Annotated in this window: 13 protein-coding genes; 2 read left to right on the top strand and 11 right to left on the bottom strand. The window is 36.3% G+C overall.

What is annotated here, in order from left to right:
- Nucleotides 1-113: 113 nt before the first annotated feature.
- Nucleotides 114-1343 carry a DUF6051 family protein gene (locus DEU40_RS05895; RefSeq protein ID WP_110008981.1) on the top strand — a complete coding sequence of 410 codons (1230 nt, stop codon included), beginning with the start codon at nt 114-116 and terminating at the stop codon, nt 1341-1343.
- Nucleotides 1344-1430: 87 nt separating this feature from the next.
- Here DEU40_RS05895 and DEU40_RS05890 read toward each other — a convergent pair whose 3' ends face one another.
- The 10 genes from DEU40_RS05890 to DEU40_RS05845 all read right to left on the bottom strand — a co-directional run bounded on the left by DEU40_RS05890 (nt 1431) and on the right by DEU40_RS05845 (nt 10014).
- Nucleotides 1431-2174, bottom strand: a complete 744-nt coding sequence (locus DEU40_RS05890; RefSeq protein ID WP_082798753.1) for a LytR/AlgR family response regulator transcription factor — start codon at nt 2172-2174, stop codon at nt 1431-1433.
- A gap of 60 nt (nt 2175-2234) precedes the next feature.
- Nucleotides 2235-2510, bottom strand: coding sequence for a 2TM domain-containing protein (locus tag DEU40_RS05885; protein WP_110008980.1), 276 nt, complete (start codon nt 2508-2510; stop codon nt 2235-2237).
- Nucleotides 2511-2536: 26 nt separating this feature from the next.
- Complete coding sequence (locus DEU40_RS05880; RefSeq protein ID WP_110008979.1) at nt 2537-2833, bottom strand: 2TM domain-containing protein; 297 nt, start codon at nt 2831-2833, stop codon at nt 2537-2539.
- Nucleotides 2834-2957: 124 nt separating this feature from the next.
- Nucleotides 2958-3527: a methyltransferase family protein gene (locus DEU40_RS05875; protein ID WP_110008978.1), complete on the bottom strand. Its 570-nt coding sequence runs from the start codon at nt 3525-3527 to the stop codon at nt 2958-2960.
- A gap of 33 nt (nt 3528-3560) precedes the next feature.
- Nucleotides 3561-3866, bottom strand: coding sequence for a 2TM domain-containing protein (locus DEU40_RS05870; protein WP_110008977.1), 306 nt, complete (start codon nt 3864-3866; stop codon nt 3561-3563).
- A 4-nt stretch (nt 3867-3870) separates the two neighbouring features.
- Nucleotides 3871-5184 (bottom strand): 2TM domain-containing protein, encoded by a 1314-nt coding sequence (locus tag DEU40_RS05865; protein WP_110008976.1) that lies wholly within the window; start codon nt 5182-5184, stop codon nt 3871-3873.
- A 139-nt stretch (nt 5185-5323) separates the two neighbouring features.
- A complete protein-coding gene (locus tag DEU40_RS05860; RefSeq protein WP_110008975.1) occupies nt 5324-5983 on the bottom strand; it encodes a hypothetical protein in 660 nt (219 codons plus the stop codon).
- Nucleotides 5984-6032: 49 nt separating this feature from the next.
- Nucleotides 6033-8279 carry a TonB-dependent receptor gene (locus tag DEU40_RS05855; RefSeq protein WP_110008974.1) on the bottom strand — a complete coding sequence of 749 codons (2247 nt, stop codon included), beginning with the start codon at nt 8277-8279 and terminating at the stop codon, nt 6033-6035.
- A 93-nt stretch (nt 8280-8372) separates the two neighbouring features.
- Nucleotides 8373-9275, bottom strand: a complete 903-nt coding sequence (locus DEU40_RS05850; protein WP_110008973.1) for a GyrI-like domain-containing protein — start codon at nt 9273-9275, stop codon at nt 8373-8375.
- A gap of 91 nt (nt 9276-9366) precedes the next feature.
- Complete coding sequence (locus tag DEU40_RS05845; protein ID WP_137904544.1) at nt 9367-10014, bottom strand: 4'-phosphopantetheinyl transferase family protein; 648 nt, start codon at nt 10012-10014, stop codon at nt 9367-9369.
- Nucleotides 10015-10250: 236 nt separating this feature from the next.
- On the opposite strand from DEU40_RS05845, the gene DEU40_RS05840 reads away from it, so the two are divergent.
- Nucleotides 10251-10754: a superoxide dismutase family protein gene (locus tag DEU40_RS05840; RefSeq protein WP_062672846.1), complete on the top strand. Its 504-nt coding sequence runs from the start codon at nt 10251-10253 to the stop codon at nt 10752-10754.
- Nucleotides 10755-10809: 55 nt separating this feature from the next.
- On the opposite strand, the gene DEU40_RS05835 is transcribed toward DEU40_RS05840, so the two are convergent.
- The gene (locus DEU40_RS05835; protein ID WP_110008971.1) at nt 10810-12939 is read right to left on the bottom strand and encodes a carboxy terminal-processing peptidase; all 2130 of its coding nucleotides are present in this window, start codon (nt 12937-12939) and stop codon (nt 10810-10812) included.
- Between the last annotated feature and the right edge of the window lie 58 nt (nt 12940-12997).

Raw genomic sequence — 12997 nt, 5'->3', positions numbered from 1 at the left:
TTTATTGTATTTCTCTTATGCCTGGAATATATTTAAACCTTAAAAATCAATTCATTACCGCAATAATTCTCTAACTTGATGGTTCTAAATATGAACCCCTCAATCGTCTTGCTATGGAATATTATGAATTGTATGAAGTTTTGAAAAATCATTTTGATTCCGGAAAAGACAGGGCTGAACTAAAGGAACTGAATGTAAGCATTGAATCAATTCCTTTTGAATCCAAGGTTTGTGACCTGCTTTACGGCTCAGAAAATCAGCATTGCAACAAACATCAGCAAACACTCGAAATCAACAAAAATGCTTATCTCTTGTACGACCACCCCGCTGTAGATATCAAAGATTTTGATATTGAATGTAATAAAAGATTTGAATATCATATCCTGAAGCGGGCAGATATAGAAACAGCCGAAGGAGCTTTGTTTTTCTTCCATGGATTGAATGAAAAGAAATGGGATAAATACCTGCCATGGGCCTATGAACTGGCTCAAAGAACACAAAAGGCCATCATTTTATTTCCTATTGCATTTCATATGGATCGTGCAGAACCTATCTGGAGTGACCGTCATCATATGATGGAAGTGGTTAGTTTCAGGAAAAAAAAGTATCCGGAAAATATGAATTATTCCTATGTAAATGCAGCCATAAGTTCCAGACTGGAAGCGCATCCTCAAAGAATTTTCTGGTCCGGCCTCCAGACCTATTCTGATATCACAGAAGTGGTAAAAGACATTAAAAAGGGTAAAATCAAGGGTATTTCTCCAACAGCAAATCTGGATTTATTTGGCTATTCTATAGGATCATTTCTTGCTTTAATTATCAAAATGGCAGATCCTCATCATTATTTTACCCGATCAAAAGTATTTTGTTTTTGTGGAGGAATGACGATCGACAGGATGTTTCCTATATCCAAATATATAATGGATACTCAGGCAACAGTTAAAATGCAGTCTGTTTTTACGGAATTGCTGAGCTCTGATTTTAAGTCAGATTCACGTCTGAAACATTATCAGAATGAAGTATTGCATCCACAGGAAAGCTGGTTCAAGAAAATGCTCCGCTACAATTATTTCCAGAAGGAAAGAGAGGAAAGAATTCAGGAAATCCAATCTCAGATCAAGGCTTATGTATTGGAGAAAGACAGTGTTGCTCCTCCGATAGAAGCACTCAATACGCTGCAGGGAGGCTACAGGAACATCAATGTAGCTATTGAAATTAAAGATTTCCCGTTTGAATATTCCCATATGGTTCCGTTTCCGCTTACCCACAAGCATTCAAAAGAAGTTACGGAAGCATTTCACCAATTTGTACAATCCGCCAGTGATTTCTATAATGCCTGCTGATCAATCTTTCAGGGATAAAATAGAGAAAGAAACAGTTTAAAAATAAATAGTATAAGATCCATGGTGTTTGTTTTTGTTTAATTTTTATCAACTGACCAGCCAGTCTTTAAAATCTTTCACACGGTCTCTGCTGACCGTTATTTCTTCTTCAGGCTGAAACTCAAGGTCCACTTTATAGTAAGGCGAAGTATGGATGTTTTTGATATAATCCGAACTGATAATAAACTGTCTGTTCACCCGGAAAAACTTTTTCTCATCGAGTACATCTTCCAGCTCATCAAGTGTAAAATCTGATGGATAGGTACGGTCTTCCGTCTGAAGATAAACGATTTTATTCTCACTGAAAAAGCAACTTATTTCCTGAGTCTGAATAATCTTAAGGTTGTATCCTATTTTTACCAGAACTCTGGAAAGGGTAGATTTTTCTTTTCTTATCAGCTGTTTGATATCCTGAGAACCATTGGTATCGCTGGCAGGAATGAAGGATTTAAATTTCTCCACTGCTCCTTCCAGATCTTCATCAAGAATAGGTTTCAAAAGATAATCAATACTGTTCAGCTTAAAGGCTTTCAGGGTATATTGGTCAAATGCTGTTGTATAGATAATGAAACCTTTGGTAGGTGCTTTTTCGAAGATATCAAAAGATAGTCCGTCACCCAAAACAATATCTGAAAAGATCAGCTGCGGATGTTCGTTTTCAGAAAACCAGGCAACACCTTCTTCCACTGATTCTATTTTGGCAACGATCTCTATTTCAGGAAAGTTATTCAGCATTCTCTCCAACTTCCTTGAAGCAGGTTTTTCATCTTCTATAATGACAGTTTTGATCATTGAGTTTAAGTTTTGGTTGTCAGATTTTAGGAAATAAAGTTATATAAAAGTGGACAGATTTTAATAATTTATCGTTTTTTTCTCTTTTCTGAGTTCTTTTTCAATCATGTCCTTTTCCCATTCGGAATCAAAGAGAAATAGTTTTGCAGCTTTTACCAGAATAATAAATCCCCAGATTCCAAGAATAGTATATCGGTCAAACCAATGAAAGCTAATCATCTTTTCGCTAAAAATATCATCAGGAATGATCAGAACGGCAAATAAGGCAAATATAAAAAGGCTTTTATAGAATTTTCTGATATTGTTGGTTCTTGTGTGGGCAGTATCGTAATCCATGATATTATAAGTTTTTAAGTTATTGTTTAAAGTGTTTTTATTTTCTGTTTTTCATCCTTCTCCATCAGTTCTCTGATTTTTCTTTCTTCCCAGCTTTTACCAATTCCGAATACGCTTATGGCATGAAATGCAATTCCTACTCCCCATCCCAGTGCAGGCCATAAAAACCATAAATATCCGTGAGCAGTTACAATGTTCAGTATTGCTAAAAAAGGAATAATGATACAGTACGAGGTAAGGTTTCCATAAAATTCTTTCAGGTCTTTCACTCTTCTTGAAGCTTTTCTGTAAGCAATTGTTTCTTTGTCAGGTAAAATTTCCATAATGTTTTGTTTTTAAAGGTTGATTTGTTTTTTCTTGAGTCAAAGGTAGCTCAGGAAAGTGCCACGAATCAATTTTATGTGACCGAATGGTAGTTTATGCTATCCGAACCGTAAAAACCTGTCATTAATAGATAAACGGGATTAATTTCTTCGTGCTTTTTCTATATTCAATATACTCATCTCCAAACTGTTCTATCAGAGTCTGTTCTTCAATCTTTATCCTATAGGCAAAGGCTAAAAACGGAGGTACAAAAGCAAAAATCAATGACAACCAGTTATTTAAATACAAACCAAGGCCAAGAGAAGTCAGCAAGGAAAAAGCATAGGAAGGATGTCTCAGGTATTTATAAAACCCTTCTTTTTTGATTTTATGATCCTGTCTGATGGTAACATCTACCGTAAAATATTTCCCCAAAGATCTGATGATCACATACCTGACAATAATCCCAATAAGAATGAAAAGTTCACCCAGGTAAAGAATCCAGACACCATCAGCCATCGGAAAATGAGAATTATAAGACATGAATATTGCGCTAACAATGGAAAAAGGAATCGCCAGCCATAAGATGTTCAGTGTGGATTTATCCTTGTTCTTTTGGTCTTCTTTACCAGATTTCAACATGTTTTTGTAAAGGAATTCCGTGAGAAACCAGGCGGCCATTGAAATGTAGAACAGCGTTGATAAGGTATTCATTGTAAAGAATTTTTTTAGATTAAAATTTCCTTTTTAGTGATCTTTCTGTTTATCCATCAGTTCCTTGATCTTCTTATCTTCCCATTTCCTGATAAAATTAAGTTGCGGCAGAAAAACGGTCACCGCATGAGCTGCAAGCCCTATTCCCCAGAAAGTTGCCGTAAAAAAATTTTTAAACTGAAAATAGCTTTCACCAGGCTTCAGGTGCATATAATTATAGACAACGATCAGAGCATTCACTGCGATATAAGCGAATACATGTCCGTAAAATCCACGCAGTCTTTCTACCTGCCTTCTTGCCCGTTGATATTCAATATCGTTTTCGTCAAATCTTCCCATGGTTCTATTTTTTTTGTTTGTTCATAATTTCACGAATCTTCTTTTCCTGCCATGATTCTCCTACTCCAAACACCTGAAATGCATGAGAAGCAACACCTATTCCCCATCCCAGTACGGGAAACCAGAACCAGTGATTTCTGCTGCTTGTAAAAAGATTGATAAAGATTAAAAAGGCGCTTACGGTACAGTAAGAAATAAGGTTCATGTAAAAGCTCTTAATCTCTTTTACTCTTTTTTGTGCCCGTTGGTAAGCTGCAGAATCATCTTCAGGTTTTGATATGGAAACTTGTGGTTTAGCCACGAGCATTGGAAGTTTTACTTTAAAATGATCTTCAGATTTTTCGATGAAGACATTTCGCTCTGTAATAAGGGAATAACGCTGTACAATATTGGCTAGACCAATTCCTGAGCTTTCTTTGATCTGTTCTCTTACCTGAAGATTATTTTCAATGCAGAGCGTATTTCCGTCTGAAAAAATTCTGATGACCAAAGGTTTTGATGAAGTTGCAAAATTGTGTTTGATACAATTTTCCAGCAAGAGCTGCAAAGCCAGTGGAACTACATATTTTTGATAATCATCTTTAGCTACATCAAAGGTAAAATCTACACTGTCTTCAAACCTTGTTTTTAAAAGTTCGCAATAAGTTCTGGCAAATTCTATTTCATCTTCCACCGTTACCAGCTCTTTATCTTTTTGTTCAAGTACATACCGGTAAATCTTTGACATTGAAGCGGTAAACTTTTGTGCCTGTCGCGGATTTTCATCAATCAGAGAGCTTAAAACATTCAGAGAATTGAAAAGGAAATGCGGATCCAGCTGGTTTTTTAAACTTTCAAACTGGGCATTGGCGGATTTGGCGATCAGCTTCTGTTCCACCACTTCTTTTTTGGAAGTCTTTTTCAGTTCTTCCATAAAACCTTTTGCATGCAGGAAAGCAGAAATCAACAACGCAATATTGATGGTAAACCAATTAAGGAAATTATATTTTCCAAGGAAAAACTCTTCTGTAGTAGCCGCTTTTTGAATAAGTACAAAATTGACATAATTGCAAAAATAAACCAGTACAAAATTGGTTACGATAATTGAAATAATACTGATAACCGCTCTTTTCGTTGTAGCTTCCGACCATGGAATTTTTTTATTCAGAAAACTGTTCAGCATTCCGTTTCCTCCTCCCAATACAAAAGAATAAATAAAAGAGATAAGCAGGGTATATAAAAAGTTTTCAAGATTCTTCTCTTCTGTAAAGACAAAAAAGAAAAACATGGAGACTGCAAGCGATACCCAGAATAGTACAATAAAGTTTTTCCGTTTCATGATCTGTTTTCTTGACTCAAAATTAGTTTTTATTAAAGGTATCAAAAATTAATTGTTACCGAAGGGCTGATTTTTCGTTCTGAACGGTACAAAAAAACCTTCACTTGTGAAGGTTGATTGATTTGAAATATAGAGAAAACTACTTTGCTTTTTCTGCCGGTAAGCTTAGGAAATAATCGGCTTCTCCTCTTCCCCAGTTAGGATCTAAAGCTGTTTTAGGCTTATATGTTGTAAATTTTGCCTGAGCATCTTTAAATAGTTCCAATCCTTTGGTTTTGCTTCCTCCGTACTGTTCGGGAGTAAAATAGACATCTTCTGCTTTGATCAATGCAATTCTTGGGTTTGAAGGATCTAATTTTTCTGCAATATTAAGTTCCTCAGCAGCTCTTGCCCCGTCTGTCATATAACGTTGTGCAGGATTCACCATCATTCTCAGGGAATAAGACATTTTTTTCAACAGATGAATTTCCGCATTATCTGCTCCTGCAAGATTCTGGGCCAATGAAAGACTTTTCTCTGCCTGATCTGCAATACCATCCAGTTCCTGCATTTTTCCGTCCCTCATCAGGGTTCTCCCTTTTTGGATATAAGAAAATGCTGCATAGTAAGCAGGTAACCACTTTGAGCTTTCTTTACTTCCTATTCTCTGGAAATCATTCGCAAGAGCCTGGAAATCTTCCGGGGTTTTACAGGTTTCAATTCTGGCTATTTTTTCAGACATTATTTTGTCATAATCTGCCTGTGCAAAAGCCGTTAAGCTCACCAAAGCTAAAGCAAAACTTAAAAGGTATTTTTTCATGATATTAAATTTTAAAAGTTAGTTTATTGTGTGTTCTAAGATATGTTTTTTATAAATTATTATTGATAGCATCATCTGTTTTATCTACTCCAAAACTTATAAATGCTCCTATGAATACAAAAGTATTGACTGGCGGAACAATAGCAGAGCTTCTGGAGCCATTGGCTGAAAAATTATAGCCATATACATTCTTTGATCCTAAAATATTGCTGATGCTCAATACAAATACAGGAAAGGCTTTCGCATCTTTTTTACCGATATTCGGAAGATAATTGACACTGAAATTCAATGCGTTGTAATCCTTAAGTGTTCCTTCATTCCGGATAAAATTTACAGCTTTTCCATCTTTAAATGTGGAGGCAATGTCATAATAAGGCCGTCCTTTTGCGTAAGTATATGATAAATTAACCCCAAGCTTCCATTCAGGAATAAATCTTTTTGCGACTGCTGAAAGGGTATGTTCTGCTGCAAAACTCGGCTGCAGGCTTACCGGATAATTCAGGAAATCTCTTTTTGAATCCAGATAAGAGTAGCTGATCCAGTAATCGATATTTTCAAATGTCTTTTTATTATCTCTCCAGAAAAACTCCAGTCCTTTTGCATATCCGTAGCCATCATTGTTTAAAGCAGTCTGAATCTGCTGATTTTGCTCTTTGTTCTGGGTAATATTGAACGTCTTAATCAGTTGGTCATATTTCTTGTAAAATGCCTCAAAACGTAAAGTTCTGCCTTCTGAAGCCCTCTGAACCTGGAAAATATAATGCTGTGATTTCTGAAAACCAAGATTGGCAGGTCCATTGATGTATTTACTTTCAGGATTCTGATAAAAAGTCCCGTACGCTAACGAAGTGGTCCAGTCTTTTGCAAGGCGGTAGGCAATCGCAAAACGAGGCGCAATATTATCCTTTCCTAAAAATGAAGAATGTTCTGCTCTCACCCCTATTTTCGCTGATAAAGCATTGCTGAAGCCAAGATCAGTTTCTACAAAAGCAGAGGAGATCAAATCTTTATAATGTTTCCGTACCGCTTCAAAATTCAGATTTTCATCGGTATTATTCAGTTCAATTCCTCCTCTTACGGCACTGATTCTGTTTATTTTTCTTTCAAGAACTGCTTTGAAGTTCAGATAGTTTCCATCGGTAAGAAGCTGGCTTCTGTTGGATTCAATATCATTGGTTTCTGTAGAAAAATGAAGATCCGATCTGTTGTAGGAATAAGAACCGCCCATATTAAGCAGATATTTTCCGAATTTTTGTTTAAAAGAAAGGTTGTGAAATGTATTTTTACCGTTAAGCTTTACGAGACTGAAATCGGATCCAGGTTCAAGGCTTTCCGACTTTACACCCATTTTATTGGAATTGAACATTCCGTAATATTTGAAAAAGCCTCCTGATTTTGTTTTAAATCTGAAATTCAGATCTCCGTTGAGACCTTGCGGAGCTTCAACAAAATCTGTATTAAAATTAAAGACTTTCTGCATCAGGCTTAGCAGAGAATATCCTGCTGTAGCTCCGTAAGAATAGTTTTTATTATCTCCTAACTTCTGAAATCCGGCATTCAGGAAAATGGGTGAAATCCCGAAATTATAGGAAGTTTCATCCGGAAGATCCACACTTTCCAGCATTAAAGCTCCCGAAAGGGCCTGGCCGTACAACGCCGAATAACCACCACTTGAGAAGATATTTCCTTTAAAAAGCGAAGTATTGAACTGATCTCTTCCCGCAATTCCCGGAACTGAATTGGAAAAATAATTATTGATAAGACTTCCGTCCATAAAGATTTTAGACTCGGTTCCTGTTCCTCCACGGATGAACAAACCTTCCGTTCCTCCTACTTTTTGAACTCCAGGAAGATAAGTTAATGCCGAAGAAATCTGTCCGTCTGCTCCTGCTGTAGTATAAATATCAATGGGAGTGAGTAATGCTGTTGCTCTTTTCTTATCGCTGGCTTCAATAGATCCTGCAGAAACCACCACTGCATCAATCTCACTGATCTGTTCTTTAAGATCAATATTCAAAGAAATATCCTGACTTTCAATAGAAACTGATCTTTCTACATTTTCATATTTCGGGTGGGTAAAAGTAATTGTATGAGCTCCTTTTTCTGAAGTTTCAAAGGTAAAATTACCCTGGGCATCTGTTGTAGCCCCATCATAGGTGTCTTTCAGCGTTACATTTACTTCGGCGACTCCTTTGTTTTTGAAGGATACTTTCCCCGATATTTTCACCTGGGAATATCCCATAATGGAAGTGAGAAGAAGAATCAGAAACAGTATGTTTTGTCCTTGTGTTTTCATTTTTATTGTTTTCTGGAATCAAAAATAGCATGAGAAATGCCTTTCTGTAAAAAATATATTACTGAAAGGCATTCTTTTGCTCCCGAATGGTAATTAATGAACCGGAATGCAAAAATCCACGATCATTTTTCCTTCCGGATGTTCTTTAAAATTGGAGTGATAGATTTCATAAGGGAAGATTCTTCTCATGGTGTAATTGTTTTCATTCATCCATAAGAACAAAGAAACCCAACATTGTTCAAAATCATCCAATGTCACCTCTCCGCTTCCTACAATGTACTTTCCGCCCTCTAATGTTTCTGGAAAGACTTCCCCGTCCTGCTGAGTCAGTTTCTCATCCAAAAGCATACAGGCATGAATCCTTACCTTATCGAGAGGTGTTATTTTGCAGCTGTCGTGATAAACAGAAATCATTTTAAGATTTTGCCGCGGAAACAGGTTTTTCTTTTTTGCCCAGTCTATAAGGATATTAAAAGAAGGTTCTACATTGGCCATTCCAAGGCTCATTACGGATGCCAGATTCATTTCCGGCATTTCTTTTACTTCGATTTTTAAATTCATTTTAGTCCAGTTTAACAGATTTTCAATATTGCAAATGTATTGGCTGAAAACCGTATCAACTTGTCCGTTTTTGCTTTGTATTTGTAAAATCCTGTGAAATTTTTCCGGTGCTGATCTGCGAAATTCTGTGGGCACGAGACCGTAATATTTTTTGAATGTTTTGCAGAAAACAGAATGATTGGAAAACCCAAGATCCCAATAGATCTCCTTAATCTCCATATTTCTATGTACCGCTAAATGGAGAGCACTTTTCTCTATTTTCTTTCTGATAATATAATTCTGAAGGGTTTCTCCCGTAACCAGCTTAAATATTCTGTGAAAATGATACGGAGAATAGGCGCTTACCTCTGAAACTTTTTCCAGAGAAAGATCTGCATCAATATGGTTATCAATATATTGAATTGTTTTTACAATCCGTTTTTTATACTCTTCCACTTCAAAATTATTAGTTTACAAAGATATTTTTCCGGAATGAAAGTCTGTTGTCTTTTATTGCTATTGTCTGGAGGTCATTACGCTTTTTTTGTCACGAGATCTCCTCTTCAAATCTTTTAAATAAAAGAACATCTTCTTTAATTCTCCGATCTGAAGATGCAATATAACCCTGATAATCTTCATGAATAAAAATTTCTCTGGTAAAGAACTTTTCTTCTTCAATCCTGCATTCGTTATTGACCACTTCAAAAGAATCCAGCGGAAGCATCATCCCTGCTCCATGAGCCTTTATTACAGCTTCCTTTCTTGCCCAATAAGTGAAGAATTCTTTCGTTTTATCCTCAGCATCATGAATTTTCTGAAGCTCTTTGGCCGTCATCTGAAATATAAAATCCTGATAATTGATCTTCGGATCTCTGAATTCAACATCTATTCCCAAAGGATATTCTGCAATAGCACAGACCGCAAGCTCTTTGGAATGCGATATATTAAAATGAATATGATGGTCTTTTAAGTAAGGCTTTTTATTGGGAAGAACTCCTGTTTTTACATCAGAAATATTATAATATGTTTTTAGACCATATTGTAAAAGCACCTTTCCCAGTAAAGAAATCTGCACATCCTGCCATCTTCTGTATCGCAGGATATTCTGATTAACCTCCTGAGAAAAAGCAGGCAGGTATCGGTCTAAACGTGACTGATGTTTTTCTTCACTAATGAATGTATACAGAATAATCATTTTCTTTTCTTTCTCCAAGGATCAGATTATACACTGCTTCCCAGCTACTAAAATAAGCTTTTTTTACTTCGTTTTAAATCAGTAAGTCTCAGGCTAAGTTTCGGAATTTAAGGTCACAACAGCCTGTATTAAAGCAATCATTTAAACTAAGTTTTTCAAAAAAGAGTGAGATCATAAAGCCTTTTGGAAAATCTTTTTTAAATTTATCGTAAAATCACTATAAATCATTTAAAAAAATGAAAGTACAAACATTAGCATTATTGGCGGGATTTGCAGTTTTTGCCGTTTCATGCGGAACCACAAAAACATACTCTGTAAATGCCAAAAGCGGAACACAGACAGGGGGAACAGCGAAGTTTACTCAAAATGGAAATGAAGTAACCATGAAGCTGGATATTACCAACCTTACTCCTGGAATCCATGCGGTACACATTCATGAAAAAGGAGACTGCTCAGCTGCAGACGGAACTTCTACTGGCGGCCACTGGAATCCTTCAAAGAATGATCATGGTAAATGGGGTGCTGAACATTTCCATATGGGAGATATAGGAAACCTGGTTGCTGATCAGAACGGAACAGCAACATTGACTTTCAAGACAGACAAATGGTGTCTGGGCTGTACAGATGAGTCTAAAAACATCATTGGAAAAGGTCTTATTGTACATGCCGCTGCAGATGATTTCCATACTCAGCCTACCGGAAATGCAGGAGGAAGAGTGGGATGTGTAGAAATTAAGTAATCTACTTTATTCAATAAAAAAACCGCTAATCTTTTTGATTAGCGGTTTTTTATGTTTAGGATTTAGCTCCCATATCTGATACAATATTCATTGCTTCCTGCAGGTAAAGATCTTTTTTCAGATTCTTGATCCACATTTCAGATTTTTTCTTGAAAGCTTCGTCTTTTTTCTCTCTTTCAATTTCACTTGGATACATGATAAACTGAAGGCCGTTCTCAAATTTCGTCAAAGCTTTGAACTTTTCAATCTGAGATTTTCTGTTCTTCATCAGCTCGTTAAACTTCGTAATATTCAAAGTGATATTTTCTTCTTTATCCAGTTTTTCCCTCCATTGAGCGGATTCTAATAACAACTGATAATTGCTGTTTTTAGCCATTCTGTCTGCACTCGCTTTTTCCAGCGCCTGAATGTTGAAATAGTTCAGTTTCTGGAATTTTGTAGGTGAAATTTTGTCCCAGGCCAATGCATAATCATCATATCGCTCTCCTACTTCAGCATAAGTAAAGAAATCCTTCATCTGAATATCAGAAACGATACCTTTTCTCTGGGTAGATTCTCCTGTTATTCTATAGAATTTCTGGATCGTCAGCTTTAAAGATCCGAAATCATCTTCTGTGTTCAGGAATCTGTTCAGATCCACAAAAGTCTGAACGGTACCTTTTCCGAAAGACTGCGGAGATCCGATGATCATTGCTCTTCCATAATCCTGCATTACACCTGCAAGGATTTCTGAAGCGGAAGCGGAAAGTTCATTTTGCATAATGACAAGCGGACCAGTCCAGATAGGAGCTTCGTTTTTATTTTTAAGCGTCTGTATTTTTCCATTTCCATCTTTCACCTGAACATAAGGCCCGGCTTCCATGAAAAGTCCCATAATATCGCCTACTTCAGTTAAAGAACCTCCGCCATTATTTCTAAGGTCAAGAATAATTCCTTCAATATTCTGGGCTTTAAGCTTAATAATCTCATTTTTGATGTCATCAGAAGCATTTCTTCCTTTGGCATTTTCAAAGTCAGCATTAAAACTTGGAAGGTTGATGAAACCGTATTTTTTACCGTTTGGAGCATTTACAACAATACTTCTTGCAAATGTATCTTCGATAGCAACCTCTTCACGGATCATCGTTACATCTTTAATGGTACCGTCTTTTTTCTGAACAGTTAAGGTTACCGGAGTTCCTTTTTCACCTCTGATCAAACGTACTGCTTCATCAGAAAGCATTCCCACTACATTTACAGCATCTTCTTTCGGCTTTGATCTTACTTTCAGGATTTTATCTCCTTCTGAAAGCTGTTTCGACTTCCATGCCGGTGCTCCAATAGTAAGCGCTCCTAAGTAAAGATTTCCTTTTTTCTCCTGGATCAAAGCCCCGATACCGATAACTTTTCCGGTAAACTGGGTATCAAAGTCTTCTTTATCTTTTGGAGAATAGTAGTTGGTGTGCGGATCAAATACTTCTGTATAAGCATTCATATACACGGTAAACCAATCCATTTTCTTTCTCTTTTTGAATCTCGTGAAAGTATCTTTTACCAGATCTTTTACTTCATCAGTCGCTTTTTTGATCTTCTCGTCCTGAGTAAGTGGCTTAAATTTGATCGTATCTTTCAGTTTGTATTTCTGAACAGAGTCTTTCTTTTCTTTCTGAGCTTCTTCTTTGCTGTTCATCGACTCAACTTCCTGAAGGATGTTGTATTTGATGAATTTTTTCCACTCATTATACTGTTCCTGTTTGTTGGCAGGTACTTTTTTTAATTTGGGCTCAAGAGTAAGCGTTTCATCTTCCTGAAGATTGATGGGCTTGCTGAAGATATCCTGTGTGATTTTATCAATCTCATCTACTCTCTGGTATAGCCTGTCAATCGTAAGCTTATAGAATGTAAGATCACCTTGTCCGATATAGTCATCAAGCTTGGTTTCATGCTTGCTGAATTCATCCATATCAGATTGAAGAAAATATCTTTTTGCCGGATCTACCAATTCGAAATAATGCTTATAAACGTCCTTCGAATAGGCATCATTGATAGTTTTCGGGCTATAATGCAGATAAGAAAGTGTGTTTTTTACGCTCACCATTATCGTCTGCATCTTTTCATCGTCATTCTGTGGCGAGTTGAAACAAAACATTAGACTGGTTAATGGAATAAGGAGTAAAAATTTATTCAGTTTGAAATTTTTCCACATAAACTGTCTTTATTTATTAATTTTTTTAAAATAAGTATAATAATTAGTAGCAGTAAGT

Origin of the sequence: Chryseobacterium sp. AG844 (assembly GCF_003182335.1) — a bacterium.
GTDB classification, from domain to species: Bacteria; Bacteroidota; Bacteroidia; order Flavobacteriales; family Weeksellaceae; genus Chryseobacterium; species Chryseobacterium cupriresistens.
Note: the sequence above shows the minus strand (reverse complement) of the source record. Positions and strands in the feature narration are given on the sequence as shown.

What these genes read in the sequence shown, in the direction of transcription:
- DEU40_RS05870 (WP_110008977.1), bottom strand. Translation starts at nt 3,866, where the DNA reads ATGGGAAGATTTGACGAAAACGATATTGAATATCAACGGGCAAGAAGG.
- DEU40_RS05860 (WP_110008975.1), bottom strand. Translation starts at nt 5,983, where the DNA reads ATGAAAAAATACCTTTTAAGTTTTGCTTTAGCTTTGGTGAGCTTAACG.
- DEU40_RS05880 (WP_110008979.1), bottom strand. Translation starts at nt 2,833, where the DNA reads ATGGAAATTTTACCTGACAAAGAAACAATTGCTTACAGAAAAGCTTCA.
- DEU40_RS05885 (WP_110008980.1), bottom strand. Translation starts at nt 2,510, where the DNA reads ATGGATTACGATACTGCCCACACAAGAACCAACAATATCAGAAAATTC.
- DEU40_RS05890 (WP_082798753.1), bottom strand. Translation starts at nt 2,174, where the DNA reads ATGATCAAAACTGTCATTATAGAAGATGAAAAACCTGCTTCAAGGAAG.
- DEU40_RS05865 (WP_110008976.1), bottom strand. Translation starts at nt 5,184, where the DNA reads ATGAAACGGAAAAACTTTATTGTACTATTCTGGGTATCGCTTGCAGTC.
- DEU40_RS05855 (WP_110008974.1), bottom strand. Translation starts at nt 8,279, where the DNA reads ATGAAAACACAAGGACAAAACATACTGTTTCTGATTCTTCTTCTCACT.
- DEU40_RS05895 (WP_110008981.1), top strand. Translation starts at nt 114, where the DNA reads ATGGAATATTATGAATTGTATGAAGTTTTGAAAAATCATTTTGATTCC.
- DEU40_RS05875 (WP_110008978.1), bottom strand. Translation starts at nt 3,527, where the DNA reads ATGAATACCTTATCAACGCTGTTCTACATTTCAATGGCCGCCTGGTTT.
- DEU40_RS05835 (WP_110008971.1), bottom strand. Translation starts at nt 12,939, where the DNA reads ATGTGGAAAAATTTCAAACTGAATAAATTTTTACTCCTTATTCCATTA.
- DEU40_RS05840 (WP_062672846.1), top strand. Translation starts at nt 10,251, where the DNA reads ATGAAAGTACAAACATTAGCATTATTGGCGGGATTTGCAGTTTTTGCC.
- DEU40_RS05845 (WP_137904544.1), bottom strand. Translation starts at nt 10,014, where the DNA reads ATGATTATTCTGTATACATTCATTAGTGAAGAAAAACATCAGTCACGT.